This is a genomic window from Pseudomonas nitroreducens, from assembly GCF_010994165.1.
In the GTDB taxonomy this organism is placed as follows: domain Bacteria; phylum Pseudomonadota; class Gammaproteobacteria; order Pseudomonadales; family Pseudomonadaceae; genus Pseudomonas; species Pseudomonas nitroreducens.
The window spans coordinates 1447136-1473215 of sequence record NZ_WMBX01000001.1 but is presented as its reverse complement, the minus strand read 5'-3'; the positions used below and the strand labels follow the sequence as shown (position 1 = coordinate 1473215).

Genomic DNA, 26080 nt, shown 5'->3' with positions numbered 1-26080 from the left:
ACGAATTCGGTATCTCTCCTTCTAGTCCAACTACCGCGTTTGCGCCCATAAAACCCAGGCATATTGCTGAATGACGGGCAAAAAAAAGCCCGCAGTGTGGGCGGGCCGAGGAAGACTCCACGAAGAGTCCGGGGGAAGACCTACGGGCGGGGACTAGCTACCGCGATAGGTGGAATAGCTGTAGGGGGAAATCAGCAGCGGCACATGGTAGTGGTCGCTTTCCGAGGCAATGCCGAAGCGCAGCACGACCTGGTCGAGGAACGCCGGCTTGGGCAGCTCCACGCCACGGGCGCGGTAGTAGTCGCCGGCATTGAACAGCAACTGGTAGACGCCGGCGCGGAAATCCTCGCCCTGCAGCAGCGGCTCGTCGCAGCGGCCGTCATCATTGGTCACGCGGGTGGCGATCAGCTCGAGCTGCTGGCCCTCGACACGGAACAGTTCGATCTTGATGCCATGGCCCGGGCAGCCGTGGGCGGAATCCAGTACGTGAGTGGTCAAGCGTCCCATGGGCTATCGGTGTCTGACGGCGGCGCCGGCGGACACCTTCCTCCTCTGTCTTGTTGATCGATATCGGCGCACTGCTCCATTGAACAGTACGCGGGTGCTTTTGGTCGGACCGAATATACCCAGCGACATGGTCAATTGTATACAAAAAAGTGTTCCATCACGGCAAAAAGCAGCTTTTCCCGAAGCTGTACCGGCGTGCAGAAGCAGCCAACCATCAGCCGCAGACTGCGCCATTGCATGGCATCCAGCGCATTCGCAGCCACCGCGGGGGAGGCCGATGGATTGAAACGACCGTTGCGCGGATTGTATTTACAGACCGCCCGACATTTTGTATACAATGCACACATCACGGCAGCGCACGGTCTACCGACCCGGCGCCGACCGCCAACCACAAGAAGGAACACTGCAGTGAGCGCTGACTATCCACGCGACCTGATCGGTTACGGCAACAACATTCCCCACCCGCACTGGCCGAACGATGCGCGCATCGCCCTCTCCTTCGTCCTCAACTACGAGGAAGGCGGCGAGCGCAACATCCTGCACGGGGATGCCGAGTCCGAAGCCTTCCTCTCCGAGATGGTCGCCGCCCAGCCGCTCAAGGGCGAGCGCAACATGTGCATGGAATCGCTCTACGAATACGGCAGCCGTGCCGGCGTATGGCGCCTGCTCAAGCTCTTCAAAAAGTACGACCTGCCGCTCACCGTGTTCGCCGTGGCCATGGCCGCCCAGCGCCACCCGGAAGCGATCCGCCAGATGGTCGCCGACGGCCACGAGATCTGCAGCCACGGCTACCGCTGGATCGACTACCAGTACATGGACGAAGCGCAGGAACGCGAACACATGTTCGAGGCCGTGCGCATCCTCACCGAGCTGACCGGCCAGCGCCCGCAGGGCTGGTACACCGGCCGCCTGGGCCCGAACACCCGCCGCATCGTCCGCGAGGACGGCAACTTCCTCTACGACTCCGACACCTACGACGACGACCTGCCCTACTGGGACCCGGCGAGCACCGCCGAGAAACCGCACCTGGTGATCCCCTACACGCTGGACACCAACGACATGCGCTTCACCCAGGTGCAGGGCTTCAACAAGGGCGACGACTTCTTCGAATACCTCAAGGACGCCTTCGACGTGCTCTACGCCGAGGGTGCCGAGGGCGCGCCGAAGATGCTCTCCATCGGCATGCACTGCCGCCTGCTGGGCCGTCCGGCGCGTATGGCCTCGCTGGAGCGCTTCATCCAGTACGTTAAGGGTCACGAGAAGGTGTGGATCACCCGCCGCGTCGACATCGCCAAGCACTGGCACGAGAACCACCCATTCAAAGCGCAGGAGAACAAGGCATGAGCCGCTTCCAGACCCTGACCCCGGCCAGCCTCGACCGCGCCGCCTTCGTCGCTACCTTCGCCGACATCTACGAGCACTCCCCGTGGGTCGCCGAGAAGGCCTATGACCTGGGCGTCGACGACAGCCTGAACGACATCGAACTGCTGCAGCAACGCATGGCCGACATCCTCCTGTCCGCCAGCCATGAAGCGCAGCTGGCGCTGATCAACGCGCACCCGGACCTCGCCGGCAAGGCCGCGATCCGTGGTGAGCTGACCGCCTCCAGCACCGCCGAACAGGCCGGTGCCGGTATCCAGGACTGCACCGCCGAAGAATTCGCCCGCTTCACCGAACTCAACGATGCGTACAAGGCCAAGTTCGGCTTCCCCTTCATCAAGGCGGTGAAGGGCAGCAACCGCCACCAGATCCTGGCTGCGTTCGAAGAGCGCATCCACAACACGCCGGAGCAGGAGTTCCAGACCGCCCTGGCGGAGATCAACAAGATCGCGATGTTCCGCCTGCAGCAGCTCTGAGCCAGCGGACCTTCACTCCCCCTCCCCTGGGAAGGGGCCCATGCGAATAACGAAATAAGAAGACCAGCCATGCGTACCCTGAAGATCGAGCCATTGACCAAGGAAGCCTTCGCCCCGTTCGGTGATGTCATCGAGACCGAAGGCAGCGACTTTTTCATGATCAACAACGGCTCCACCCGCCGTTATCACAAGCTCGCCACCGTCGAAACGGCGCAGCCCGATGACCAGGCGATCATCAGCATTTTCAGCGCCGAATCCCTGGAGATGCCCTTGCGCATCCGCATGCTGGAACGTCACCCGCAGGGCAGCCAGGCGTTCATTCCGCTGCTCGGCAACCCCTTTCTGATCGTGGTCGCGCCCCTTGGCGATGTACCTGTATCGGGCCTCGTCCGCGCTTTCCTGTCCAACGGCAAGCAGGGCGTCAATTACCACCGCGGCGTCTGGCACCACCCGGTGCTGACGATCGAAAAGCGGGATGACTTCCTGGTGGTCGATCGCAGCGGTTCTGGCAACAACTGCGACGAGCATTTCTTCACCGAGGACGAACAGCTCCTCCTCGACCCCCAAGCAAACTAATAAGAGAGGCCCGCCTGCCGCGACGGCGGCACCCGGGCAAGAGGTAAAAAACTGTGGAAGCACATCTCATCGAATGGCTGAACCTGCTGGTCCGCTGGGTCCACATGATTGTGGGCATTGCCTGGATCGGCGCTTCGTTCTACTTCGTCTGGCTGGAGAACAACCTCAATCGCGCCAACCCGCGCGAGGGGCTTTCCGGTGATCTCTGGGCGATCCATGGTGGCGGCATCTACCACCTGGAGAAGTACAAGCTCGCCCCGCCGAAAATGCCGGACAACCTGCACTGGTTCAAATGGGAGGCCTACTCCACCTGGATGTCGGGTGTCTGCCTGCTGACCATCGTGTTCTACCTGAACCCGACCCTGTACCTGATCGCCCCGGGCAGCGACCTGGCTCCGGCCGCCGCCGTGGCCATCGGCATCGGCTCGCTGATCGCCGGCTGGTTCGTCTACAGCACCCTGTGCGATTCGCCGCTGGGCAAGAAACCCGCCCTGCTCGGCGCCATCCTGTTCGGCCTGCTGGTCCTCGCCGCCTACCTGCTCAGCCAGGTGTTCAGCGGTCGCGGTGCCTACCTGCACGTGGGCGCCATCATCGGCACCATCATGGTGGGCAACGTGTTCCGCGTGATCATGCCGGCCCAGCGCGCGCTGGTTAAGGCCATCGAGGAAGGCCGCGAGCCCGACCCGGTACTACCGGCAAAAGGCCTGCTGCGTTCGCGCCACAACAACTACTTCACCCTGCCGGTGCTGTTCATCATGATCAGCAACCACTTCCCGAGCACCTACGGCAGCCACTACAACTGGCTGATCCTGACCTGCATCGCGGCGCTGGCAGTGATCGTGCGTCACTACTTCAACACCCGCCACGAAGGCAATGGCATGGCCTGGGCCCTGCCCGCCGGCGCCGTCGGCATGATCGCCCTGGCCTTCGTCACCGGCCCGAACTGGCCAACCAGCGACGCCTCCTCTACCGCGCAAGCTCAGAAGATCGAGTACCAGCCGCTGCCGGAAACCGCCGTTGGCGGCAAGAGCCCGGCCGAACGCGCCAAGGACGAGGAAGCCGCCAAGGCCGCTGCCGCCCAGCAGGCTCAGACCGCTCCGACCCAGGCGTCCACCGCCGCGGGCTCGACCGAAGGCTTCGACAAGGTCCATCACGTCATCCAGGAACGCTGCGCCGTCTGCCACTCGGCCAAGCCGACCAGCAATCTGTTCAGTACCGCGCCGGCCGGCGTGATGTTCGACACCCCGCAGCAGATCCAGCAGCTCGCCCCGCGCATCCAGGCGCAGGCCGTGGCTTCGCAGGTCATGCCGCTGGGCAACATCACGCAGATGACCCCGGAAGAGCGCAAGCTCGTTGGAGACTGGATCTCCAAGGGTGCCCAGGTTAATTGAGCCTGCGGCACGGCCAGAAGAACCGCACCTTCGGGTGCGGTTTTTTTATGTCTGTACAACAGTCCGGCATGGCTCGGCGGGTCCGCGATTGCCATCCGCGGCCCCCCTTGAAACAAAAAATGTAGTCCACTCGACCAATGGCTACAGAATTGCTGAAACCAGGAAACACGCGACCTAGAGCCATCCAGCACTGCAGAGACAAAACATGACCGACTAGTTGTATACAAAAATCGATTGAACGTAATACACATCGCGTTTATAAAGTCCCGCACCGCTTCACCCGCTCGGCCCCGGGGGTGAGATCGGCCAGTACTTCCCGGTTGTCGTGCCCGTCCGGCAACCAGCGACTGACAACAATAAAAACCGAGGTGTTGCATGTCCGTGGTAACTGAGCGCTCCCCTACCGGCTCGCCCGTCGACCAGCGTTTGCCCTTGCTGCAGCTGCTGCTGGTCGGCTTCCAGCACGTTCTCCTGATGTATGGCGGCGCCGTCGCCGTTCCCCTGATCGTCGGCCAGGCCGCCGGTCTCTCCCGTGAAGAAATCGCCTTCCTGATCAACGCCGACCTGCTGGTCGCCGGCATCGCCACGCTCGTGCAATCGCTCGGCATCGGCCCGGTGGGCATCCGCATGCCGGTGATGATGGGCGCCAGTTTCGCCGCCGTGGGCAGCATGGTCGCCATGGCCGGGATGCCCGGTGTGGGCATGACCGGCATCTTCGGCGCGACCATCGCCGCCGGCTTCTTCGGCATGCTCATCGCGCCGTTCATGAGCCGCATCGTGCGCTTCTTCCCGCCGCTGGTAACCGGCACCGTGATCACCTCCATCGGCATGTGCCTGTTCCCGGTGGCGATCAACTGGGCCGGCGGCGGCAAGGCAGCCGCCAACTTCGGCGCCATCGAATACCTCGCCCTGTCCTCCTTCGTGCTGGCAGTGATCCTGCTGATCAACCGCTTCCTGAAGGGCTTCTGGGTCAACGTCTCGGTGCTGATCGGCATGCTGCTGGGCTACATCATCGGCGCCAGCATGGGCATGGTCAGCCTGGACGGCATCGAGCAGCGCCCGTGGTTCGACATCGTCACGCCGCTGCATTTCGGTGCCCCGGAATTCCACCTGGCTCCGGTGCTGTCGATGTGCCTGGTGGTGGTGATCATCTTCGTCGAGTCCACCGGCATGTTCCTCGCCCTGGGCAAGATCACCGAGACCGAAATCTGCCCCAACCGCCTGCGCCGTGGCCTGTTGTGCGATGCCAGCGCGTCGTTCGTCGCCGGCTTCATGAATACCTTCACCCATTCCTCGTTCGCCCAGAACATCGGCCTGGTGCAGATGACCGGCGTGCGCAGCCGCTACGTCACCGCCGCCGCCGCGCTGTTCCTGATCGCCCTGTCGCTGCTGCCCAAGGCCGCCTTCCTGGTCGCCTCGATTCCGCCCGCCGTCCTGGGCGGCGCCGGCATCGCCATGTTCGGCATGGTCGCTGCCAGCGGCATCCGCATCCTTCATGAGGCGGACATCGTCGATCGCCGCAACCAGTTGCTGGTGGCCGTGAGCATCGGGATGGGAATGGTGCCGGTGGTACGCCCGGACTTCTTCGCCGCGCTGCCCCAATGGATGGAGCCGATCACCCATAGCGGCATCGCGATGACCGCGATCTGGGCGGTGGTGCTGAACATCCTCTTCAACATACTCGGCGAACAAGGCCGCGACGCCCTCTGCGGGCATCACTGAAACCCTTTTGCGGGCGCCCCCCGGGCGCCCGCACCCAAGCCGCGTCCAACTCCTTCGCGGCTTTTTTTCGCCTGCGGTTCTTAGTAGGAGCGGGCTAGCCCCTGGAGCCTCAGGCTTCCGGCCGGTAGCCCAGGCGCAGGCCGCCCCACTGGCGCCCACGCACGTAGATCGGCACCGAGAGGTCGTGCATCAGCTCGCCGGTATCGCGGCAGTAGGTCTGTAGCAGCATGGGCTGGTTGTGGCTGCCGCAGCGCACCCCGGTGCGGTCGTTGAACAGGCGCTTGCTGCGGCTCTTCAGCATGTCCACCTGCAGGTCGCCGCTGGGCGGATGGCTGAACGCCTGGTTGTGCGTCGGCACGTAACCCTCGGCCGTACAGGCGATGGCGAACACCAGCCCTTCATGGCGTTGCAGCAGGTCTTCCTGGATGCGCGGCAGCACCTCATCGGTGTAACGGTCGAAACGCGTACGGAACTTCTGCGGCCGAGTGCCCGGCATCGGCTGGTAGTCGCGGTCGAACAGGTCCTCCGGGCCGATGCGCCCCGTGTCGATATCCGCCTCGAAACGCGCACCGATGGCCTGCGCACCGGCGCGGGCAAGGTCATAGACGCGCTGGTGATAGTCGTCCAGCGCCACTTCAGCCAGGCGCTCGCTGATCATCTCCGCCTGGGTTTCCAACTGCACCGCCGCGTCCGCCAATCGGTGCGTCTGCTCGTCGCTGGCGCGCAGGTCGCCGCGCACCTGCTCGACGGCGGCGAACAGGCTGTCCAGCTGGTTACGGTTGATCTCCGCGCCTTCGGCAATCTCGGTGATCTGGGTCTCCACCGTGGCGGCCAGCCCGGCGATGTCCTGCAACTGCCGGCCAGTACTTTCCACCTGGCTGACGCCCAGGCCCAGGTCATCGGTGAGCTGGCGAATCTGCTCTACCACCTCGCCGGTCTGGCGCTGGATATCCTCGATCATCTGCCCGACTTCGTCGGTAGCCTCGGCGGTGCGTCCAGCCAGGCCGCGCACCTCTTCGGCGACCACCGCAAAGCCACGCCCATGCTCGCCCGCGCGCGCCGCCTCGATGGCGGCATTGAGCGCGAGCAGGTTGGTCTGGCTGGCGATGGACTGGATCACCTGGGTCACGCGCTGGATGTCCTCGCTGCGCGCATTCAGCGTCTCGATCAGCACGCGGCTGGCACTGGCGCGCTGGCTCAGCTGGCGCATGCAATCGATAGCGGCGTGCAACTCGCTGCGCCCGGCATCGCTGCCGGCGCGGGCGAGCGTGGCTGCCTCCTTCGCCTGGCGGGCCAGGTTCGACGTAGCCCGCTCGGTATGGATCATCACCTCGGCGCTGCCGACGATCTGCTCGGCCGCCACCACCTGGGACTCCAGCTTCTCCACCAGGCGCTGCACCGAGAAGGACACCCCGGCAGCGGACAGCGCATTGCGACTGGTGCCCTGGGACAGCTCGCGGGTCAGCTCCGCGACATCCGGCAGCACCGCCAGCGCACCGGCCGGGGCCGCCCGCTCGGGAACTAACCATGGCCCCCAGAGCAGCACCGCAGCCAGCAGCAGGCACAACGACAGCGGCCAGCCGCCCAGCGCCTGGGCGATGAACAGCAGCACCAGGCCGCACGTCTGCAGGGTAAGGATGAGGACGATACGCGGGCGCGCGATATCCATGGCGGCAGCTCTCTTCTGGCGGGCCCTACCGCTGCACAGCGCAGGCACGCTGCCGGGAAGCCCGATTATTCTTGTCAGAGCCATTAGGCCGCCTGCTTCACGCGGCGGCTATCGTTCCTTAGTGGTAGACGAGGCGCTGCTTGAGTCGCTACAGGCAGCTGCGCGCCGCCAGGTTGATCGCATCGTCCGGGCTCGGCGAATGGCGGCGATAGAGCACCACATCACTCCCCTTGTCCGCTGCCGTAGCCTCCAGCAACGCCTCGGGGCTATCGCTCGCTGTGGCCGGCATCACCAGCCGGTAGCCAAAGCGGATTTCCTTCACCGCCGACGACGAGCGGATCTCCCGCCATTTCGGCAACAGGCAGGTCATATAGACCGAGGGCGACTTGGCGCTTTCCATCCGCAACCCTGGCGCCTCCTCCTTCAGCTTGCCCGGAGAGGTGCATCCCGCCAGTAGTGCGCAGAGCAGTACCACCCGCAGTTTCATCGGCCAATTTCCCTTGGAGTGAACCGCAGAGGTTAGCACGCAGCCTCCGGCCGAGAGGGCTTGGATATAGACTGAAATCAGCGGTAACAAATAAAATACACTGGATGGCGGTTTGCCATTTCCTCCCGGAACGGAATCCGCCCGCCCTCCCACTCTGCGTTCAAGGCCACCTCCATGTCGCTGCTCCTCGACGACCGTATGCTGCGTGAATTCGCCACGGAAGACTTCACGCTCCAGCAGCCCTTCCCCTGGTTCTCGTTCCAGGATGTCCTGCGACCGGAAGCCTTCCAGTCGCTGTATGACAACTTCCCCAGCCTGGCAATGTTCGAGAAACACAACGGCATCGAGCGAGCCTACGGACAACGCCCCCACAATCGCTATTACCTGGCCTACGAACAGTCGATCTACAACGATCGCGCCGCCGGCAGCGAAGGCGTAGTCGCGCTGAGCGACCTACCGGTGGTGTGGCAGCAATTCATGCTGGAATTGCAGGGCAACTCCGAGTACGCAGCCTTTGCCAAGCGCATGCTCGGGGTGGATGACTTCGTCGTTCGCTTTGCCTGGCATGTCGGCGTCGCAGGCTCTGAGGTATCACCGCACCGTGACAGCTATACCAAGCTGGGCACCCACATCTTTTACTTCAATACTTCGGCCGACTGGCAGCCGGAATGGGGCGGCTCGATCCTGGTCTTGAAGGACAAGAAAGTTGCCCAGGACAATCCCGATCTCAGTGACTTTGGACAGGCGATCAGCTGCGACATCCGCGATAACCGCAGCTTCCTGTTCAAGAACACCGAAAACGCTTGGCATGGCGTGGAGAAACTGAGCTGCCCCGAAGGCCACTATCGCCGGCTGTTCAACGTCGTGTTCGAGCCTCGCCAGCATGCCAGCGATGCACGCCGCGGCAAGCCCAGCGGCTGGCGCCGCCTGTTCAGAACCGCCTGACTCAGGCGGGCTGAACACTCAACGCAGGAGAAACGGGCGCCTGCCGCAGCGCCCGTTTATCATCGGAGGCAGCCGCCAATGCGCCTGCCAGCGGCAGCCAGAGCCACATCCAGACCACGTTTGGCGCGGCGACGAAGAAGTGCATCTCGACCATGAAGACGATCGTGGACGCTGCCAGTACGGAGAACCAGAGTGGCGCCATGGACGCACGGCTGCGCCAGAGCGTCCACAAGCTGGCCAGCAAAATCACCAGCAGCGACGCCAGTCCTACCGCGCCGAACTGATACAACACTTCCAGATAGAGGCTGTGGGGGTTGTGCACTACCTGCCCGGTGCTCAGTACCACGTCGCCCAACTCGGTATGGGAACCGTGGCCGAACCACCAGTTTTCGCCCACACGCTCGATCACGGTGCGCCAGACTTCGTCCCGGTGAGTGAGACCTCGCGAGCCGAACTCGTAAGCCAACTGCCGATATCCCCCGATCGCCGCGGCTGCCCCCCCTAAGGCCAGCAACCCTAACGCAACCTTGCGCATGCGTCCCTGGGTCGCCACCAGAATGAGGGCCACGGCGCCGATCAGTGCGGCCATCCAGGCGGCTCGAGAGAACGTGAAATAGATATAGATGCCTTGCAGCAATGTGCACAGCGACCACACCGAAAAGGCCGGCCAGCGTCGACTGCGCACGGCCAGCCAGAGCGCCACGACAAAACTGAAGGCGTAGTTCATACCGGCTTCGATGGTAATGCCGAAGTCCGCCACGCCCGGCACACCAGAGTCATGGATATTCATGGTCCGGTAAGCAAGGGAAAACTGCCCGAGCTGCGCCTTGTACAGCAGCGAGAAAGCAGCGAAACCGGCACCGGCGATCGCTCCTGTCCCTAGTACCACGCGCCAGAACCGACTATCTGCACCACCCCCCCCGATCACGACCAGGCTGAACAGCAGGATCATCAACAACTGGCGCACTGAACTGGAAGAGTCAGCTGCCAGCGCATTGGCCAACAGCCCCAGCCAGAACAGACCGAACAACAGGACAAGCATCGACATCCAGCGCGCTCGCTCACGAATCAGCGTCAGTGCGCTTGCCAGAACGGCCAAGCCAGTCATCAGCCGTAGGCTTTTTTCCCAGTTGCCCGAATCGGTGGGCCACCAGAACCTCCCAACCAAAAGGCTGACCAGCAACATTCCAGCGAGGACGATACCGACTACCTTCAATACCTGCGCAATTCGTTGGATCTGCATAACTCGTACACGGCCCGATCAGACTGACGCGGCACTATACACGCCACCCGCAATCTGCTGAAACAATTGACCGACAACCAGCCGGGCGGGTGGCATCCAGCGTGCAGGGCCTTCTGTCGAAGGGTAAACTGTTGGCCCTTTTTCCGAGCAGCCTCCGCATCCCCGACCTGCGGGGCCTGTGCCTTCAAGTTGACGCCACCATGAGCAACCCGCCCCTGCGCCCCGAGCCCTCCCGCCGCTTCTCTGTGGCGCCAATGATGGATTGGACTGACCGCCACTGCAGATTTTTCCTTCGCCAATTGTCCAGTAATACCCTGCTCTATACAGAAATGGTCACCACCGGCGCGCTGCTGCACGGCGATGCCGCACGCTTCCTGCGTCACGACGAGTGCGAGCACCCGCTGGCCCTGCAACTGGGCGGCAGCAATCCGGCGGACCTGGCGGCGTCGGCGAAGATGGCCGAAGCAGTTGGCTACGACGAAGTGAACCTGAACGTCGGCTGCCCCAGCGACCGCGTGCAGAACAACATGATCGGCGCCTGCCTGATGGGCCACCCGGCGCTGGTGGCGGAGTGCGTGAAGGCCATGCGCGATGCGGTATCGATCCCGGTAACGGTCAAGCACCGCATCGGCATCAACGGCCGCGACAGCTACGAAGAGCTCTGCGACTTCGTCGGCCAGGTGCGCGACGCCGGCTGCCGCAGCTTCACCGTGCACGCGCGCATCGCCATCCTCGAAGGCCTGTCGCCCAAGGAAAACCGCGAAATCCCACCGCTGCGCTACGACATCGCCGCGCAGCTCAAGCGCGACTTCTCGGAACTGGAAATCGTCCTCAACGGCGGCATCAAGACCCTGGAAGAATGCCGCGAGCATCTGCAGGTGTTCGATGGCGTGATGCTCGGCCGCGAGGCTTACCACAACCCCTATCTGCTGGCCCAGGTGGACGCCGCGCTGTATGGCTCGTCGGAGCCGGCCATCACCCGCGCGCAAGCCCTGGCGCGAATGCGCCCGTACATCGAGCGGCACATTGCCGAAGGCGGCGCAATGCACCATGTGACCCGCCACGTCCTTGGCCTGGCGCAGGGATTCCCTGGCGCACGGCGCTTCCGCCAACTGCTCTCGGTGGACGTTCACAAGACCAAGGATTCGCTGGGATTGCTTGATCAGGCGGGAGAACTTCTCGCCGGTCACTGAGTCCCGTTGAGTGGCGCATCGGCCTCGGGTAAGGTCGATGCACTCTCTACGGAAGACGCGCCATGACCTCCAAGCTGGAACAACTCAAGCAATACACCACGGTTGTCGCTGATACCGGCGATTTCGACGCCATTGCCCGCCTGAAGCCGGTGGATGCCACCACCAATCCGTCGCTGCTGCTGAAGGCTGCCGCCCTGCCCCGCTACGCCGAGCACCTGGCACGCGCCACCGAAGGCGCGCAGGGTGACGCCGGCCTCGCCTGTGATCGCTTCGCCGTCGCCGTGGGCAAGGACATCCTGGGCGTGATTCCGGGGCGCATCTCCACCGAGGTTGACGCCCGCCTGTCCTTCGATACCGAAGCCACGCTGCAGCGCGCCCATCGCCTGATCGACCTGTATGACCAGCAAGGCATCGGCCGCGACCGCGTGCTGATCAAGATCGCCTCCACCTGGGAGGGCATCCGCGCTGCCGAGCAACTGGAGCGCGAAGGCATCCAGACCAACCTCACCCTGCTATTCTCCTTCGCCCAGGCCGCCGCCTGTGCCGACGCCGGTGTGTTCCTGATCTCGCCCTTCGTCGGGCGCATCTACGACTGGTACAAGAAGGCCAATAACCGCGACTACGTCGGCGCGGAAGATCCAGGCGTGCAGTCCGTTTCGCGCATCTATCGCTACTACAAGGCCAACGGCTACGACACCGTAGTGATGGGCGCCAGCTTCCGCAACCTCGGCCAGATCGAGCAGCTCGCCGGCTGCGACCGCCTGACTATAAGCCCGGACCTGCTGCAGCAATTGGCTGATGCCCAGGGCGAGTTGCCGCGCGCGCTGCAGCCCGGTGGTGGCGAGGCGCGCCAGGTTCTGGACGAGAGCACCTTCCGCTGGCAAATGAACGAAGACGCCATGGGCACCGAGAAGCTGGCCGAAGGCATCCGCCTGTTCGCCCGCGACCAGGAAAAGCTCGAGGCGCTGCTCGCCAACCGCTGAAAACTGCGGACGAGCAAATGCAAACCGGCGCCCCAGGGCGCCGGTTTGCATTTCAGCTCATCGAATCAGTGGCGCTCGAGCGCGCTCACCAGATCGTGGAAGGCCTCGCGGTTGGTCTCGTTCAGGCCCATCAGGATACGGTGGGCCTCGAGCACCTTACCGCGCACCACCTCCTCGGACTGGTCCTGGGGAGGCAGATCGGTCAGGCAATCCGAGCACGGAATCGGGCGATCGACGATGTTGAACACCTGATCGAAGCCCATCGACTGCAGCAACCGGGTGATGTCCGCGTTGGTGGTGACCAGCGTGGGCAACAGTCCGACCTTCTGCCGCGAGAGAATCGACAACTTCGCCAGGAGGCCCAGCGTGGTGCTGTCGATGCTCTGGGTTTCCGTGAGATCGATGATGATCGCCGAGAAATTCAACGCGGCGAAGATTTTTTCAATGGTGGCATCCAGCGCCGAACACAAGGTCAGTCGGACTTCGCCCACGAACTTCAGGACGAATGAGCCATCCTGCTCGGCGAACTGGATTTTACCGGTACTCATGCAAGGTTCCTGCTCAACACCAGCAAGGCAATATCATCCGGCATCTCGGACAACTTGGCCAGTCCGAAGACTTGACGCAGGCCATCCAGGGTTCCGCCGGCGGCGACGACCTGCTCGGGCAGTGCCGTCTCCTTTTCTTTCAGCGTAGCTCCCGGAAGGACATCGAGAATGCCGTCCGAGAACAGGGAAAGACTGAAGGATTTGGGAAGATCGAGGACATGATCCTCGTAAGTCGCTTCGTCGAACAGCCCAACCGGCAGGCCTCTGCCTTCCAGGTAACGGGCTTCGCCGTCGACATAGAGCACAGGCAACGGCAGGTGCCCGCCGATGCTGTAGGTCAGGCGGTCGGTATCCAGGTCGATCACCCCGCCGAGCATGGTCACGTGCTTGCCCAGGTTGCAGTTGATCAGCCCGCGATTGATGTGGCCGAGGACGTCCGACGGCTTGAATTCCGGCAGCATGTCGTTGCGCTTTGACTCGTACAGCAGCCGCGTGGTCATGAACTTCAGCAGCACGGTGACGAAGGCGGACGAGGCGCCGTGCCCCGAAACGTCGGCGAGATAGAAGCCGATGCGGCGGGCGTCGACACGGAAGTAATCGACAAAGTCACCCGACAGGTACAGCGACGGGATGATCTGGTGGGAAAACGCCAGTCCTTCGGACTCCCAAGGCGTTTCCGGCAGCATGTTCATCTGCACCTGGCGACCGGCGTTCTGGTCTTCCTGGAGCAGGTTCAGGCTGGCCTGCAGTTCGCGGTTGGCGGTTTCCAGCTTTTCGCGATAGCGGCGGTTTTCCGAGCGCAGGAAGGCGCGGTCCAGGGCACGGCGCACCGAGTGTTCCAGGACGGCAAGGTCTTCCAGCGGCTTGATCAGGTAGTCGGCGGCACCCAGGCGCAGGGCTTCGACGGCATCGCTCATCACACCGGCACCGGACAGCACGATCACCGGGGTTTCCACCGCCATCTCGCTGACACGACGGATCAGCTCGAGGCCGTCCATCTGCGGCATGCGCAGATCGCAGATCACCAGGTCGGGGAGTTGGTGTTCGAAGACCTTCAGGCCTTCCAGGCCGTTGGTGGCCTGTGTGACCTTGAATCCGCTGTCTTCCAGGTAGGCGGCGAGGCTTTCGCGGACGACGTCGTCGTCATCGATAATCAGCAGCGAGGCACTGGCTTTGTGCATGGGTCATCCAGGCAAACGGCGCCGGGGTTGTGGTTTGGCGCTCATTCTAGGGAACAGCGGCGCGGGTCGGTCGCGACAAGGCGCAGACAGTACTCCCATCCGCTCAAGGGTTCAAGCAGCCGCAGCCCGCGCCACGAACGGCGGGGGCTGGAGGACAGGAGCGGGCTGCGGGCAAGGCGGATCAGAAGTCGTCTTCGACCTCGCCGTCCTTGACCTTGAACTCGCGGTTCTGCAGGTAGGCGTTGCGGATGAAGGTGTATTTGTCGCCGCTGATCAGCTTCTCGGACTTGAGCAGGTCGGCGCGGGTATCGACCACGTTGACGCCGCGCAGGCTGTTACGCACCGATACATTGTCGATGTAGGGATACGGGCCGGTGTAGGCATCCGGGATCAGCGAGGGCGCATCGCGCAGGGTGCTCGGGCCCAGCAGCGGCAGCATCACGTAAGGGCCGCTGCCCACGCCGTAATGGCCGAGGGTCTGGCCGAAGTCTTCGTCGTTGCGGCGCAGGCCCATGTGGGTCGCGACGTCGATGAAGCCGGCCAGGCCGAAGGTAGTGTTGAACAGCAGGCGGCTGGTGTCGACGCCGGCATCGCGGAACTTCAGTTGCAGCAGGTCGTTGACCAGGTTGCGCACGTCACCGATGTTGCCGAAGAAGTTGTGCACGCCGTCTTGCACGACGTTCGGTGTGACGTACTGGTAGCCCTGGGCCAACGGCTTGAGGGCGTAGGTGTCCAGTGTGTCGTTGAAGGTGAAGATCGGGCGGTTGACGCTTTCCCACGGGTCGTCTTCGCTGGCGGCCTGTGCCAGGAACGGGATCGTGGCCAGACCGGCGGCGGCGAGCAGGCTGAAGCAGCGTTTCGTCCATTGGACGCCTAGTGGGCGCATCGGGAGTTCTCCAGTGAATGTCTTTCGGGCCAGCCATGGCGGCCCCGCTGTGCGGGCAGATTATATAGAGGCCGAAGGGTTTTGCGGACCCGAACCGATCTCGCAGGATTTCGATTTGGATCACGCTCTGCCGTTTCGCTTGCCTTCAACAGAAAGCATAGTGCCACTTCAGTCCGGATACCGTGCGTCGATGACAATTTCCAGTGCATCGGAACGCCAGAACTCCTGGTCCCACTCCACCATCCGGCCACCGTCGACAAAGCTTGCGCGCTCCACGTGCAGTCCTGGCGCGCCCGGCGTCAGTTGCAGCGGTGTCGCCCGCGCAGCCACCAGCGCCGTGGAATGCATGGCCAGCTCGGAACGTGACAGGCTGAGTCCCAGCTCCTCGCGCAGTACGCGGGTAAGCGAGGTGTCCAGCCCATGGTCGAGCAACCCAGGGCACCAACTGGCATCCAGGGTGATTTCCTCCAGCATTACCGGGCGTTCGTCGACCCAGCGTCGGCGCAGGATATGAAACACCTCGGCCCCTTCATCCAGCCCCATGCGTCGAGCGATAGCGGGCCCGGCGGTACGGCGTTCAGCCGCCAGCACTTCGGTACGCGGCACCCGCCCCTGGGCCTGAACGTAATCCATGAAGCCCGTGGTGCGGGTCGGGTTGTAGCGGATGCGCGGCGGTGAGACGAACCAGCCGCGGCGATTCTCGCGGTAGAGCACGCCTTCTGTTTCCAGCTGTTGCAGCGCCTCACGCAGGGTTACGCGGGTGCAGCCGAAGCGTTCGGCCAGCTCGCGCTCGGCGGGCAGGCGCTCGGTAAGGGTGTCGTTGGCGATGTCCTGCGCCAACTGGTCGCGAATGCGCAGGTAATGGGGCATGGGTTCGACCGGCATGGGTGTCTTCCACAAAAAGGCGCGGCGATTATAACGGGCAGCAGGGGGACTTCATCGGACCGTCACAATGGCTCGCTAGTCTGGCCTAGACCAATTATCAGAAAAGCCCACCATGCCTGCGACTGCCGACCTTCCGCGCTTCACCACCCTGCTGTTCGGACTGTCCGGTGATCTGGTGGACTTCGGCGCAAGGACGCTGCCGGTTGCCCTGCAACGTAGTTGCCCCGATTGTCCGCCGGAGCGCCTGACCTCCGCCCTCGCCCTGCCCCCGCAGCAGGCGCTGGATCTGGCCCTGGGCCACGATGCCGACGCCCCCGAGTGCGACTTGTTCCAGTCGGCCCTGGACGAAGCCGCCCAGGCCCACGCCGAGGTGACGCCCGGCGCGCTGGATGCCTTGCAGTCACTGCACCGGCGCGGTATTCCCTGCGGCTGGCTGGATGAGCTACCCAGGGCCACCACGCTGCATCTTGCTGCCGCGCTGGACGAACACCTTGCCACCGGCCTGGATATTGCCGGCCGCCAGTGGCCGGCGCCAGACTCCTGCTGGCAGGCACTGATGCAGCTTGGCACGCCATTACTGGACGGCTGCGTGCTGGTCAGCAGCCAGCCGCGCCTGCTCCAGGCAGGCCTGAACGCCGGCCTGTGGACCATCGGCCTGGCCGCCAGCGGCCCGCTGTGCGGCCAGGCGCCGGGAGACTGGGACGCCCTGGGCAACCTCGACCGCGACCGCCTGCGCGCACAGGCCACGCTGGGCCTGTACCGGCTCGGTGTGCACTCGGTCATCGATCACCTGGGCGAGCTGGACTCCTGCCTGCAGGACATCGCCGGCCGCCGCCTGAAAGGAGAAAAACCATGAAGCACGAACGCCACCGCTTTCTCGACGAGCTGGCCGAGCGCTTCGCCAGCCACGGCGCCGAACCTTACGGTGAGGCCGTCAGCCAGGCCGAGCACGCGTTGCAGTGCGCCACCCTGGCCGAGCGCGCCGGCTGTTCCGACAGCCTGGTGATCGCCGCCCTGCTCCACGACATCGGCCACCTCTATGAAGATCCGCAACTGATCGATGAACAGGACCAGCGGCACGAGGAGTTCGGCGCCAACCTGCTGCGCGAGCTGTTGCCCGAAGCCGTCTGGCAGCCGATTCGCCTGCACGTAGCCGCCAAGCGCTACCTCTGCGCGGTGGACCCGGCCTACCACGCCGGCCTGTCCACGGCCTCGCGGCAGAGCCTGGCGCTGCAGGGCGGGCCGTTCGATGAACGCGGCTCCAGCGCCTTTCTCAACGCGCCCTTCTCCCAGGACGCGCTGACGCTGCGCCGCCTGGACGACCTGGGCAAGGACCCGGCCATGCGCACGCCGGAGCTGGAGCACTTCTTCCCGCTGCTCGAACGTCTCCTGCGCGTTGATCGGCATCAGGCAAGGGTGCGCGCGGCGAGTTAAGCTCAAAGGCATGGCGATGGACCTTTTCCCCGTCGGGCGAGGTCCATCTTTGGGTACGTACCGCAGAAGGACACCACCATGCCGACACAACGCCTCCAGGAAGAACTTCAGGCCCTGCGCGACCAGCTGGAGCGCCAGCCGCCGTTGAACGCGGAGGAGCGCGAATCGCTGCAAGCCCTGATCAAGGACATCGAATTGCAGTTGGCCAACGAAGAGGCGCTGGCCGACGAGACCCTGATGGACAACGTCAACCTGGCCGTCGAGCGCTTCGAGGCGAGCCATCCGACCTTGGCCGGCACGCTTCGCTCCATCGTGCAGAGCCTGGCGAACATGGGCATCTGAAGCTCCCAGACATGAAAAACCCGGCCATGGCCGGGTTTTTTGTATCCGCGATTGACAGGCGCGCCAGCAACTACTGACGCACCAGCCGGCGATTGTCCGGCTGCACGGCTTCGCTGCTGCGGTACGGGTTGATGTCCAGCCCACCACGGCGCACGTAGCGTGCATAGACGGTCAGGCGAGTCGGCTGCAGCAGGCGCTGCAGGTCGAGGTAGATGCGCTCGACGCACTGTTCGTGGAAGTCCTGGTGCTGGCGGAACGAGACGACGTAGGCCAGCAGGCTTGCGGCATCCAGCGCCGGGCCGGCGTACTCGACCACCAGGGTGCCCCAGTCCGGCTGGCCGGTGACCGGGCAGTTGGATTTGAGCAGGTGGCTGTAGAGCACTTCGTCGACGCGACGAGTGTCATCGCAGCTCAGCAGTTCCGGGCGCGGGTGGTCGTAGCTCTCCACCGCAACGTCCAGATCATCGACACAGGTGCCTTCGATGACGGCAACGCCCTCGCCTGCCACTTCGTCCAGGCTGCGTACGCGCACACCGACCGGCGCGCCAGCGGCGGTAGACAAGTCGCGCTCCATCACCGCACGCACGGCTTCGGCGCTGTCGAAGGCGGTCTGGTTCAGCGAGTTGAGGTAGAGCTTGAAGGACTTGGACTCGATGATGTTAGGCGACTGCGCCGGGATCGAGAACTCGCCGATGGCCACCACCGGCTTGCCCGATGCGGTCAGCCAGGACAGCTCATAGCAGTTCCACAGGTCCACGCCCTGGTACGGCAGGGTGTCCGCGGTCAGGCCCAGCTCCGCCCACTTGGTGGAGCGCGAGATCGGGAAGAGCAGCTCCGGCGCGTAGGTGGAGACGTATTCGCTGGATTTGCCCAGGGGCGAGTGTTCGGCGGGATGCTGCATGTGAGGACCTGCTGGATCGACGTTGCGGGCGGTGGCGCGAGGCGGCGAGTGTATACAAATCCGCCTCGCCTTTCAGCAGCCGGCGGACGAACCAGGCCCTTCGCCGCGACACCCGCCCTGTAGGAGCGAGCTTGCCATCAGAACCACATCCGCACGCCCGCGACCCAGTAGCCCTCCTCGTCATCCTCGCCTTCGGCGCGGGCGATGTCGCCGCTGCGGCCATAGGTCTTGCTCCAGACATAGCCGAAATAAGGGGCGAACTCGCGACGGATTTCGTAGCGCAGGCGCAAACCCGCCTCCAGCTCGCTGCCGCCCGCGCCCACGCCGATATCCCGGTCATTGGCCAGCGCCAGGTTGTATTCCAGCGATGGCTCGAGGATCAGCCGCTGGGTCAGCAGCAGCTCATACTCGGTCTCCAGGCGCAGGGATGGATCGCCGCGCTCGCTGAGAAACAGGTTGGCGTCTACCTCGAACCACTGCGGTGCCAGGCCCTGGATACCCAGCACGGCGTAAGTACGTGACGGTCCCGGCTGGTCGTCATGGCGCACACCCACCTGCCAGTCCCAGAAATCCGCGACCATTCGCTGGTAGAGCAACTGCACCTCATTGTCGGTGGTCGGGCCGCCGGCATCGCGCTCGCCTTCCAGCTTCAGACGGAGCTTCTGGTAATCGGTGCCGTACCAGCCCTGGGCTTCCCAGCCCAGGGCCTGGTCGTTGCCGTGGAAGCGGCTTTCCAGGCGCTGGATCAGCAGCGAGCCCATCGGCATGTCGTCCATCTCGGCACTTTCTGCGGGCAAGGCCAGGCCCAGGGTCGCCGCGCAGGCCACCGTTGCAATGCGTTTCATGGCGGGTCCTCAGAGGCTGGCGCTGGCGGGTGCCGGCTCGACGATGACCTTGCGCATCATGCCGGCGGCCATGTGGTAGATCAGGTGGCAGTGGAAGGCCCACTCGCCCAGCGCGTCGGCCGGTACGTCGACGTCCAGGGTGCTGCCCGGCGCCACGCTGACCACATGCTTGAGCGGGTTGAAGCGGCCATTGCCCTTGTCCAGCTGCATCCACATGCCGTGCAGGTGCATGGGGTGGGTCATCATGGTGTCGTTGACGAAGCGGATGCGCACGCGCTCGCCGTAGGTCAGGCGGATCGGCGCGGCCTCGGAGTACTTCTTGCCGTCGATGGACCAGAAGTAGCGCTCCATGTTGCCGGTCAGGCGAAACTCGATGGTGCGATCCGGCGCACGGTAGTCGGCGTAGGGACGCATGGCTTTCAGGTCCGCGTAGACCAGCAGGCGATTGCCCGGCTCGGCCGGTTGCGGGGTCAGACCGCTGCCGGGGGCGTAGTCGGACTTCGGCGCCGCGGCGCCCATGGTCGAATGATCCATCCCAGCCATCTGCGAATGATCCATGCCGGCCATTTTGGAGTGATCCACGCCGGCCATGTCCGAACCTTCCGGATGTCCCATCGCCATGCTGCCGTGATCCATGCCTCCGTGGCTCATGCCCATATCGGCCATGGTCAGCAACGGCCGCTCGCGCAGAACCGGCACCTCGGCGACCAGCCCCTCGCGCGGCGTCAGGGTGGCACGGGCGTATCCGCTGCGGTCCATCGCTTCGGCGAAGAAGGTGTAGGCGCGGTCTTCCTGCGGCTGGACAATCACGTCATAGGTTTCGGCCACGGCGATACGCAGTTCGTCCACCGTCACCGGCTGCACGTCGTTGCCGTCGGCCTGCACCACAGTCATCTTCAGGCCGGGAATGCGCAAGTCGAAATAGCTCATGCCCGAGCCGTTGATGAGGCGCAGGCGCACTCGCTCGCCAGGCTTGAACCGGCCGGTCCAGTTCTGTTCGCTGTCCTGACCATTGACCAGGAAGCGAAAGCCGGCGATGTCGGCGATGTCCGTCGGTGTCATGCGCATGCCGCCCCAGTCCAGGCGGTCGCGCAGGGTCGCCAGAAAACCATTCGCACTGGAGTCGGCGATGAAATCCCCCAGGGTTCGCTGGTTATGGTTGTAGTAGTCGCTCTGCTTCTTCAGGTTGGCGAACACGGTTTCCGGCTTCGTGTCGTGCCAGTCCGCGAGCAGCAAGGTGTACTCGCGGTCATAGCGGTAGGGCTCGCGCGACTTCGGTTCGATCACCAGTGGGCCATAGAGGCCCTCGATTTCCTGGAAGTCGCTGTGGGCGTGGTACCAATAGGTGCCGGACTGCTTCACGGTGAAACGGTAGGTGAAGGTCTCGCCGGGCTTGATACCCGGAAAGCTGATGCCCGGCACGCCATCCTGGGTGTAGGGCAGGATCAGCCCGTGCCAGTGCAGCGAGGTGTCGCGATCGAGGGTGTTGGTGACGCGCAATTCGACGTCCTCGCCCTCCTTGAAACGCAACTCCGGCGCGGGCGTCCGGCCGTTCACGGTGAGCGCCTTGCGTGCGCCATCGGACAGTTTCAACTCGCCCTCGCCAATCGTCAGGTCATACACGCCCGCCTGCACCGCCAACGGTGCCAGCAGCAGCGCCCCCAGAGCCCAATCCCTTGCGCGAATCATCTTGGCGCGCTCAAGGCTTGACGGTCAGTTTGCCGACCATGCCAGCCTGGTAATGCCCCGGAATGTTGCAGGCGAACTCCAGGCTGGTGGCCTTGCTGAAGGTCCAGGTCAGTTCGGCGCTCTTGCCCGGCTCCACCAGCACGCTGTTGGGATCGTCGTGCTTCATCATCGGCATGTCGCCATGGCCCATCTTGCTGTGGTCCATCTGGCTCATGTCGTGCTGCATGCCGGTGGGCGTGAGCATCCCGGTATCCATCATCTGCTGCATTTCCTTCTGGTGGCCGGCGTGCATGGCGGCGCTTCCCAGGTTGAATTCGTGCAGCAGGCTGCCCGTGTTGTGGATGACGAAGCGCACGGTCTCGCCCGGCTTCACGTCGATGCTCTCCGGCTCGAAGAACATCTCGCCCAGCTTGATCTCCACGGTGCGGGTGGCCTGGGCGGCCTGGGCCGGCTTGCCGAAGTCGTAGGTGTGCCCGGTATCGGCCAGGGCCGGCAGGCTGAAAGCGGCGGCGAGGCCGAGGGCGGAAGCGTGGAGCAGATGACGCAGGGACATGGCGAATCTCCTTTCTGGAATGGTGGCCATGGTCGCTGTCGGCGGCTGAGGGTTACCTGTCGGGAAGATTACAACTCTGTCAGCTTGGCGCTCGCTTGCCCGATACCGGGTATAAAGAGGGCGAAAAAAGCCCGCCGAAGGGCGGGCAAGGGGCAGCACGATGAAGCGAAATCAGCAGACCTGGCGCGCCTTGGCGGCCTGTTCCTGCATGCGCTGGAAGGTGATGTCCCCTCCTCCGTCAGCCCAGGCTGGCGTGACGGGGAACAACAGCACGGCAAACAGCGTGGAGATGATCAGGTGCATGGCAGCCTCCTCAATGACGCTTGAAAATGAATGCGCTGCCAGTCTGCGATACCGACACTGTCAGTTCGCTGACCGCCCCATTACCTTGAGGACAGCCGCGCCCCGAGCGCCTGAATGGATACCCGGATGAAACTCCTCATCGTCGAAGACGAACCCCGCATCGGCCAGTACCTGCAACAGGGCCTGAGCGAGGCCGGCTTCGCCGTCGACCTGACCGCCGATGGCGACGAGGGGCTGCAACTGGCCCTGGCCGCCGAGCACGACCTGCTGATCCTCGACGTGATGCTGCCCGGCCGCGACGGCTGGCAGATCCTCCAGGCGGTGCGCCAGGCCGGCAGCGCGGTGCCGGTGCTGTTCCTCACCGCCCGCGACGCCGTGGAAGACCGCGTGCGCGGCCTGGAACTGGGTGCCGACGATTACCTGGTGAAACCCTTCGCCTTCGTCGAACTGCTCGCCCGCGTCCGCACCCTGCTGCGCCGCGGCGGCCAGCAGATTCAGGAAACCACCCTGCAACTGGCCGACCTGGAGCTTGACCTGCTGCGCCGCCGCGTACAGCGCGCCGGCAAGCGCATCGACCTGACCGCCAAGGAGTTCGCCCTGCTGGAATTGCTGCTGCGCCGCAGCGGCGAGGTGCTGCCCAAGTCGCTGATCGCCTCCCAGGTGTGGGACATGAATTTCGACAGCGACACCAACGTCATCGAGGTCGCCATCCGCCGCCTGCGCGCCAAGGTCGACGACGACTTCCCGCAACGCCTGATCCACACCGTGCGCGGCATGGGTTACGTGCTGGAAGAGCGCGAAGCATGAGTGCCCGCCTCTCCCTCGGCCTGCGCCTGAGCCTGCTGTTCGCCGCCTGCACCGCCGCCGTGTCGTTGCTGGCCGGCCTCATTTTCAGCCGCGCCAGCGAGGCACACTTCATCGAACTGGACCAGCAGTTGCTGAGCGGCAAGCTGGCGATCTTCCGCGACGTACTGAATGGTGTCGGCAGTGCTGAACAACTCGCCCCCCACGACGCCGAACTGCGCCGCGAACTGGAGCGCCATCCCGACCTCGGCCTGCGCCTGCAGGGCCCTGACGGCCAACGCTGGTTCTGGCAACTGCCCGCCATGAACATGGCCAGCGACGAAGCCCCCGCCTACCGCGAACTGCAAGCGCCGCTGGATGCCGGGAATCCGCAGGGTGCGCAACTCACCCTGATCCTCGACATCACCCATCACCAGCACTTCCTGCAGCGCATGCAGCGCCTGATCTGGATGACCATGGGTTTCTCCGCCCTGGCCACCGCGCTGCTTGGCGCCTGGGCGGCCCGCGCCAGCCTGCGCCCCTTGCGGCGCATGAGCGAAGTGGCGGCCCAGGTCAGCGCGCACTCGCTGACGACCCGCCTCGACGCCGGGCAGATGCCGCAGGAGCTGCGCGGCCTGGCCGGCGAACTGAACGCGATGCTGGCGCGCCTGGAAGAAGCCTTCCAGCGCCTGTCGGCCTTCTCCGCCGACATCGCCCACGAGCTGCGCACGCCCCTGACCGGGCTGCTGACCCAGACCCAGGTAGTGCTCGCGCGCTCGCGCGGTCTGGAGGATTACCGCGAAGCGCTGCACGGCAACCTGGAGGAGCTGGAACGGCTCACCGCGATGGTCAATGACATGCTGTTCCTGGCCAAGGCCGACCACGGCCTGCTCGCGCCGAACCGCCAGGTTCTGGCTCTGGCCGCCGAAGTGGACGAACTGCTGGAGTTCTACGGACCGCTGGCCGAGGAAAAATCCATTCGCCTGGAGCGCGACGGCGAGCTGTCGGTACAAGGCGACCGTGCCTTGCTGCGCAGGGTACTGGCCAACCTGCTGGACAACGCCCTGCGCTTCACCCCGGACGGCGGGCAGATTCGCGTACGCCTGGAGCCGGGCCGCCTGAGCGTGGAAAACCCCGGCCGGGAGATTCCCGCCGCGCGCCTGCCGCGCCTGTTCGACCGTTTCTACCGCGCCGACCCGGCCCGCCGCGAGGGCCAGGGCGAGCACGCCGGACTGGGGTTGGCGATCTGTCGCTCCATCATCCGCGCCCATGGCGGGGAGATTCGTTGCGAGTCGGCGCAGGGGTGGACGCGGTTCGTCATCGACTTTCCAGACCTATAGCTGCGCTCCTGCAAAGTTGATGAGCCAGAAAAGAAAAAGGCCCCAACCGGGGCCTTTTGGCATCAGCGCAATGCGTCACTCACTGGCGCATCCCACGCCCGCTCACCAGCAGGCGCACGCAGAACACGTAGAGCAGCACGGTAGCCACCAGCATGAAGATCACCGCGGTGCCGATGCGGATGTCCGACACCCCGAGAATGCCATAGCGGAAGGCATTGACCATGTGCAGGATCGGGTTCGCCAGCGACACGGTCTGCCAGAACGGCGGCAGCAGCGTGATCGAGTAGAACACCCCACCCAGGTAGGTCAGCGGCGTCAGCACGAAGGTCGGGATAATCGAGATATCGTCGAAATTACGGGCGAATACCGCGTTGACGAAGCCACCCATGGAGAAGATCGCCGCCGTCAGCACCACCACCAGAACGGTGATGCCCAGGTGGTGGATCTGCAGGTCGGTGAAGAACAGCGACAGAATGGTGACGATCACGCCCACCGCCAATCCGCGCAGAACACCACCGCAGACGAAGCCGAGGAGGATGGTGTGCGGCGACACCGGCGACACCAGCAACTCCTCGATGTTGCGCTGGAACTTGCTGCCGAAGAAGCTCGACACCACGTTGCCGTACGAGTTGGTGATCACCGACATCATGATCAGGCCGGGCACGATGTACTGCATGTAGGTAAAGCCGCCCATATCGCCGATCTGCCGGCCGATCAGGTTGCCGAAGATGACGAAGTACAGAACCATGGTGATCGCCGGCGGCAGCAGGGTCTGCGGCCAGATGCGCAGGAAGCGGCGGACTTCGCGGTAGACGATGGTGTTGAGGGCGACCCAGTTGGCGCGCAGTTCGTGACTCATACCGCCACCTTCGACAGATTCTTCTCCACCAGCGACACGAACAGCTCCTCCAGCCGGTTGCTCTTGTTGCGCAGGCTCAGGATCTGCACGCCCTGGGCATTGAGCTGGACGAACAGACCGTTGATCCCCAGGGATTTGTCCACCTGCACTTCCAGGGTGTGGTCATCCACCAGCCGCGCCGGATAGCCGTCGAGCCTGGGCGTCTCGCTGAGCGTGCCCTGCAGGTCGAGGTAGAAAGTCTCCACATGCAGCTTGTTCAACAGCTTGCGCATGCTGGTGTTCTCCACGATGGTGCCGTGGTCGATGATCGCGATGTTGCGGCACAGCTGCTCGGCCTCTTCCAGGTAGTGCGTGGTGAGGATGATGCTGATGCCTTCGCCGTTGAGCTCGGTAAGGAAGTTCCACATCGAGCGGCGCAGTTCGATGTCCACGCCGGCGGTGGGTTCGTCGAGGATCAGCAGGCGCGGCTCGTGGACCAGCGCGCGGGCGATCATCAGGCGGCGCTTCATGCCACCGGAGAGCTCGCGGGAGGCGGAGTTGCGCTTGTCCCACAGGCCCAGCTGGGTCAGGTACTTCTCGGCGCGCCCCTTGGCCACGCTCATCGGGATGCCGTAGTAGCCGGCCTGGGTGACGACGATGTCGAACACCTTCTCGAACTGGTTGAAGTTGAATTCCTGGGGCACCACGCCCAGGCAGCGCTTCAAGCCGTAGGGATCCTTGTCCAGGTCATGGCCGAACACATTGACCGTGCCGCTGGTCTTGTTCACCAGGGTGGAGAGGATGCCAATGGTGGTGGATTTGCCGGCGCCATTGGGGCCCAGCAAGGCAAAGAAATCGCCCTCGGCGACGTCCAGATCGATGCCCTTGAGGGCCTGGAAGCCGTTGCCGTAGGTCTTCGTCAGTTGACGGATGGACAGCGCGGAACTCATGGGTTTTCCCGTTGCAAGTCGGTGGAAAGA

General features: G+C 64.2%; 28 protein-coding genes. 13 read left to right on the top strand and 15 right to left on the bottom strand.

Annotation, left to right across the window (positions count from 1 at the left end):
* Positions 1–153: 153 nt before the first annotated feature.
* Entirely contained in the window at positions 154–507 is a 354-nt protein-coding gene (uraH, locus tag GJV37_RS07055; RefSeq protein WP_037014064.1) for a hydroxyisourate hydrolase, read from the bottom strand.
* A gap of 408 nt (positions 508–915) precedes the next feature.
* Between uraH and puuE the strand changes: the two genes are divergently transcribed.
* From puuE to GJV37_RS07030, 5 genes are all read left to right on the top strand, one after another.
* Entirely contained in the window at positions 916–1851 is a 936-nt protein-coding gene (puuE, locus tag GJV37_RS07050) for an allantoinase PuuE (protein WP_024763898.1), read from the top strand.
* Entirely contained in the window at positions 1848–2363 is a 516-nt protein-coding gene (gene uraD, locus GJV37_RS07045) for a 2-oxo-4-hydroxy-4-carboxy-5-ureidoimidazoline decarboxylase (RefSeq protein ID WP_015477806.1), read from the top strand. Before puuE ends, uraD begins: the two co-directional genes overlap by 4 nt.
* Before the next feature lie 69 nt (positions 2364–2432).
* On the top strand, positions 2433–2939 hold the full coding sequence (locus tag GJV37_RS07040) for an ureidoglycolate lyase (RefSeq protein ID WP_024763897.1): 507 nt from the start codon (positions 2433–2435) through the stop codon (positions 2937–2939).
* A 53-nt stretch (positions 2940–2992) separates the two neighbouring features.
* Positions 2993–4330: a urate hydroxylase PuuD gene (locus GJV37_RS07035; protein WP_193452254.1), complete on the top strand. Its 1338-nt coding sequence runs from the start codon at positions 2993–2995 to the stop codon at positions 4328–4330.
* Between the two features lie 375 nt (positions 4331–4705).
* Positions 4706–6052: a nucleobase:cation symporter-2 family protein gene (locus tag GJV37_RS07030; protein ID WP_024763895.1), complete on the top strand. Its 1347-nt coding sequence runs from the start codon at positions 4706–4708 to the stop codon at positions 6050–6052.
* A 109-nt stretch (positions 6053–6161) separates the two neighbouring features.
* On the opposite strand, the gene GJV37_RS07025 is transcribed toward GJV37_RS07030, so the two are convergent.
* Together GJV37_RS07025 and GJV37_RS07020 are read right to left on the bottom strand one after the other, a co-directional pair.
* Positions 6162–7379, bottom strand: coding sequence for a methyl-accepting chemotaxis protein (locus GJV37_RS07025; protein WP_376784705.1), 1218 nt, complete (start codon positions 7377–7379; stop codon positions 6162–6164).
* A 490-nt stretch (positions 7380–7869) separates the two neighbouring features.
* The gene (locus GJV37_RS07020; protein WP_170858438.1) at positions 7870–8208 is read right to left on the bottom strand and encodes a hypothetical protein; all 339 of its coding nucleotides are present in this window, start codon (positions 8206–8208) and stop codon (positions 7870–7872) included.
* Between the two features lie 174 nt (positions 8209–8382).
* Here GJV37_RS07020 and GJV37_RS07015 point away from each other — a divergent pair, with 174 nt between their 5' ends.
* A complete protein-coding gene (locus GJV37_RS07015) occupies positions 8383–9153 on the top strand; it encodes a 2OG-Fe(II) oxygenase (protein WP_170858437.1) in 771 nt (256 codons plus the stop codon).
* A 1-nt stretch (position 9154) separates the two neighbouring features.
* Here the strand turns inward: GJV37_RS07015 and GJV37_RS07010 are convergent, their stop codons facing one another.
* Positions 9155–10396 (bottom strand): O-antigen ligase family protein, encoded by a 1242-nt coding sequence (locus tag GJV37_RS07010; protein WP_170858436.1) that lies wholly within the window; start codon positions 10394–10396, stop codon positions 9155–9157.
* Positions 10397–10596: 200 nt separating this feature from the next.
* On the opposite strand from GJV37_RS07010, the gene dusA reads away from it, so the two are divergent.
* Positions 10597–11589: a tRNA dihydrouridine(20/20a) synthase DusA gene (dusA, locus tag GJV37_RS07005; RefSeq protein ID WP_193452253.1), complete on the top strand. Its 993-nt coding sequence runs from the start codon at positions 10597–10599 to the stop codon at positions 11587–11589.
* A 62-nt stretch (positions 11590–11651) separates the two neighbouring features.
* The gene (gene tal, locus GJV37_RS07000) at positions 11652–12572 is read left to right on the top strand and encodes a transaldolase (RefSeq protein ID WP_024763891.1); all 921 of its coding nucleotides are present in this window, start codon (positions 11652–11654) and stop codon (positions 12570–12572) included.
* A 65-nt stretch (positions 12573–12637) separates the two neighbouring features.
* Here the strand turns inward: tal and rssC are convergent, their stop codons facing one another.
* The 4 genes from rssC to GJV37_RS06980 all read right to left on the bottom strand — a co-directional run bounded on the left by rssC (position 12638) and on the right by GJV37_RS06980 (position 16072).
* Positions 12638–13120, bottom strand: a complete 483-nt coding sequence (rssC, locus tag GJV37_RS06995) for an anti-sigma factor antagonist RssC (RefSeq protein WP_017517513.1) — start codon at positions 13118–13120, stop codon at positions 12638–12640.
* Positions 13117–14301 (bottom strand): two-component system response regulator RssB, encoded by a 1185-nt coding sequence (gene rssB, locus GJV37_RS06990; RefSeq protein WP_024763890.1) that lies wholly within the window; start codon positions 14299–14301, stop codon positions 13117–13119. Before rssB ends, rssC begins: the two co-directional genes overlap by 4 nt.
* Before the next feature lie 181 nt (positions 14302–14482).
* Complete coding sequence (locus tag GJV37_RS06985; RefSeq protein ID WP_024763889.1) at positions 14483–15187, bottom strand: MlaA family lipoprotein; 705 nt, start codon at positions 15185–15187, stop codon at positions 14483–14485.
* A gap of 168 nt (positions 15188–15355) precedes the next feature.
* Positions 15356–16072, bottom strand: a complete 717-nt coding sequence (locus GJV37_RS06980; RefSeq protein WP_037014071.1) for a UTRA domain-containing protein — start codon at positions 16070–16072, stop codon at positions 15356–15358.
* Between the two features lie 112 nt (positions 16073–16184).
* Between GJV37_RS06980 and pcrP the strand changes: the two genes are divergently transcribed.
* From pcrP to GJV37_RS06965, 3 genes are all read left to right on the top strand, one after another.
* A complete protein-coding gene (gene pcrP / locus GJV37_RS06975) occupies positions 16185–16928 on the top strand; it encodes an HAD superfamily inactivated hydrolase PcrP (RefSeq protein ID WP_170858434.1) in 744 nt (247 codons plus the stop codon).
* Positions 16925–17506 carry a phosphonate degradation HD-domain oxygenase gene (locus GJV37_RS06970; protein WP_024763886.1) on the top strand — a complete coding sequence of 194 codons (582 nt, stop codon included), beginning with the start codon at positions 16925–16927 and terminating at the stop codon, positions 17504–17506. The genes pcrP and GJV37_RS06970 overlap by 4 nt, the downstream gene beginning before the upstream one ends.
* A 78-nt stretch (positions 17507–17584) precedes the next feature.
* The gene (locus GJV37_RS06965; RefSeq protein WP_024763885.1) at positions 17585–17848 is read left to right on the top strand and encodes a DUF4404 family protein; all 264 of its coding nucleotides are present in this window, start codon (positions 17585–17587) and stop codon (positions 17846–17848) included.
* Positions 17849–17918: 70 nt separating this feature from the next.
* On the opposite strand, the gene queF is transcribed toward GJV37_RS06965, so the two are convergent.
* The 5 genes from queF to GJV37_RS29650 form a co-directional block, all read right to left on the bottom strand.
* Positions 17919–18749, bottom strand: coding sequence for an NADPH-dependent 7-cyano-7-deazaguanine reductase QueF (queF, locus tag GJV37_RS06960; RefSeq protein ID WP_084357329.1), 831 nt, complete (start codon positions 18747–18749; stop codon positions 17919–17921).
* Positions 18750–18886: 137 nt separating this feature from the next.
* Positions 18887–19594: a copper resistance protein B gene (locus GJV37_RS06955; protein WP_193452252.1), complete on the bottom strand. Its 708-nt coding sequence runs from the start codon at positions 19592–19594 to the stop codon at positions 18887–18889.
* A gap of 9 nt (positions 19595–19603) precedes the next feature.
* Positions 19604–21283: a copper resistance system multicopper oxidase gene (locus tag GJV37_RS06950; RefSeq protein ID WP_170858432.1), complete on the bottom strand. Its 1680-nt coding sequence runs from the start codon at positions 21281–21283 to the stop codon at positions 19604–19606.
* A gap of 10 nt (positions 21284–21293) precedes the next feature.
* Complete coding sequence (gene copI, locus GJV37_RS06945; RefSeq protein ID WP_170858431.1) at positions 21294–21836, bottom strand: copper-resistant cuproprotein CopI; 543 nt, start codon at positions 21834–21836, stop codon at positions 21294–21296.
* A gap of 171 nt (positions 21837–22007) precedes the next feature.
* Positions 22008–22139 carry a co-regulatory protein PtrA N-terminal domain-containing protein gene (locus GJV37_RS29650; RefSeq protein ID WP_256576505.1) on the bottom strand — a complete coding sequence of 44 codons (132 nt, stop codon included), beginning with the start codon at positions 22137–22139 and terminating at the stop codon, positions 22008–22010.
* Between the two features lie 126 nt (positions 22140–22265).
* Between GJV37_RS29650 and GJV37_RS06940 the strand changes: the two genes are divergently transcribed.
* Positions 22266–22946, top strand: a complete 681-nt coding sequence (locus GJV37_RS06940) for a heavy metal response regulator transcription factor (protein ID WP_024763880.1) — start codon at positions 22266–22268, stop codon at positions 22944–22946.
* Positions 22943–24262, top strand: coding sequence for a heavy metal sensor histidine kinase (locus GJV37_RS06935; RefSeq protein WP_170858430.1), 1320 nt, complete (start codon positions 22943–22945; stop codon positions 24260–24262). Before GJV37_RS06940 ends, GJV37_RS06935 begins: the two co-directional genes overlap by 4 nt.
* 79 nt (positions 24263–24341) lie before the next feature.
* Here GJV37_RS06935 and GJV37_RS06930 read toward each other — a convergent pair whose 3' ends face one another.
* Both GJV37_RS06930 and GJV37_RS06925 read right to left on the bottom strand, forming a co-directional pair.
* Entirely contained in the window at positions 24342–25121 is a 780-nt protein-coding gene (locus GJV37_RS06930; RefSeq protein WP_024763878.1) for an ABC transporter permease, read from the bottom strand.
* Entirely contained in the window at positions 25118–26050 is a 933-nt protein-coding gene (locus tag GJV37_RS06925; protein WP_024763877.1) for an ABC transporter ATP-binding protein, read from the bottom strand. The genes GJV37_RS06930 and GJV37_RS06925 overlap by 4 nt, the downstream gene beginning before the upstream one ends.
* Between the last annotated feature and the right edge of the window lie 30 nt (positions 26051–26080).

Coding starts and splice junctions, on each gene's coding strand:
- GJV37_RS07010 (WP_170858436.1), bottom strand. CDS start 10,396: ATGCAGATCCAACGAATTGCGCAGGTATTGAAGGTAGTCGGTATCGTC.
- queF (WP_084357329.1), bottom strand. CDS start 18,749: ATGCAGCATCCCGCCGAACACTCGCCCCTGGGCAAATCCAGCGAATAC.
- rssC (WP_017517513.1), bottom strand. CDS start 13,120: ATGAGTACCGGTAAAATCCAGTTCGCCGAGCAGGATGGCTCATTCGTC.
- uraH (WP_037014064.1), bottom strand. CDS start 507: ATGGGACGCTTGACCACTCACGTACTGGATTCCGCCCACGGCTGCCCG.
- GJV37_RS07025 (WP_376784705.1), bottom strand. CDS start 7,379: ATGATCCATACCGAGCGGGCTACGTCGAACCTGGCCCGCCAGGCGAAG.
- GJV37_RS06965 (WP_024763885.1), top strand. CDS start 17,585: ATGCCGACACAACGCCTCCAGGAAGAACTTCAGGCCCTGCGCGACCAG.
- GJV37_RS06950 (WP_170858432.1), bottom strand. CDS start 21,283: ATGATTCGCGCAAGGGATTGGGCTCTGGGGGCGCTGCTGCTGGCACCG.
- GJV37_RS06970 (WP_024763886.1), top strand. CDS start 16,925: ATGAAGCACGAACGCCACCGCTTTCTCGACGAGCTGGCCGAGCGCTTC.
- tal (WP_024763891.1), top strand. CDS start 11,652: ATGACCTCCAAGCTGGAACAACTCAAGCAATACACCACGGTTGTCGCT.
- dusA (WP_193452253.1), top strand. CDS start 10,597: ATGAGCAACCCGCCCCTGCGCCCCGAGCCCTCCCGCCGCTTCTCTGTG.
- GJV37_RS06925 (WP_024763877.1), bottom strand. CDS start 26,050: ATGAGTTCCGCGCTGTCCATCCGTCAACTGACGAAGACCTACGGCAAC.
- GJV37_RS06955 (WP_193452252.1), bottom strand. CDS start 19,594: ATGAAACGCATTGCAACGGTGGCCTGCGCGGCGACCCTGGGCCTGGCC.
- GJV37_RS06930 (WP_024763878.1), bottom strand. CDS start 25,121: ATGAGTCACGAACTGCGCGCCAACTGGGTCGCCCTCAACACCATCGTC.
- GJV37_RS06980 (WP_037014071.1), bottom strand. CDS start 16,072: ATGCCGGTCGAACCCATGCCCCATTACCTGCGCATTCGCGACCAGTTG.
- GJV37_RS06985 (WP_024763889.1), bottom strand. CDS start 15,187: ATGCGCCCACTAGGCGTCCAATGGACGAAACGCTGCTTCAGCCTGCTC.
- GJV37_RS07015 (WP_170858437.1), top strand. CDS start 8,383: ATGTCGCTGCTCCTCGACGACCGTATGCTGCGTGAATTCGCCACGGAA.
- GJV37_RS07020 (WP_170858438.1), bottom strand. CDS start 8,208: ATGAAACTGCGGGTGGTACTGCTCTGCGCACTACTGGCGGGATGCACC.
- rssB (WP_024763890.1), bottom strand. CDS start 14,301: ATGCACAAAGCCAGTGCCTCGCTGCTGATTATCGATGACGACGACGTC.
- uraD (WP_015477806.1), top strand. CDS start 1,848: ATGAGCCGCTTCCAGACCCTGACCCCGGCCAGCCTCGACCGCGCCGCC.
- GJV37_RS07030 (WP_024763895.1), top strand. CDS start 4,706: ATGTCCGTGGTAACTGAGCGCTCCCCTACCGGCTCGCCCGTCGACCAG.
- GJV37_RS06935 (WP_170858430.1), top strand. CDS start 22,943: ATGAGTGCCCGCCTCTCCCTCGGCCTGCGCCTGAGCCTGCTGTTCGCC.
- copI (WP_170858431.1), bottom strand. CDS start 21,836: ATGTCCCTGCGTCATCTGCTCCACGCTTCCGCCCTCGGCCTCGCCGCC.
- GJV37_RS06940 (WP_024763880.1), top strand. CDS start 22,266: ATGAAACTCCTCATCGTCGAAGACGAACCCCGCATCGGCCAGTACCTG.
- GJV37_RS07040 (WP_024763897.1), top strand. CDS start 2,433: ATGCGTACCCTGAAGATCGAGCCATTGACCAAGGAAGCCTTCGCCCCG.
- pcrP (WP_170858434.1), top strand. CDS start 16,185: ATGCCTGCGACTGCCGACCTTCCGCGCTTCACCACCCTGCTGTTCGGA.
- GJV37_RS29650 (WP_256576505.1), bottom strand. CDS start 22,139: ATGCACCTGATCATCTCCACGCTGTTTGCCGTGCTGTTGTTCCCCGTC.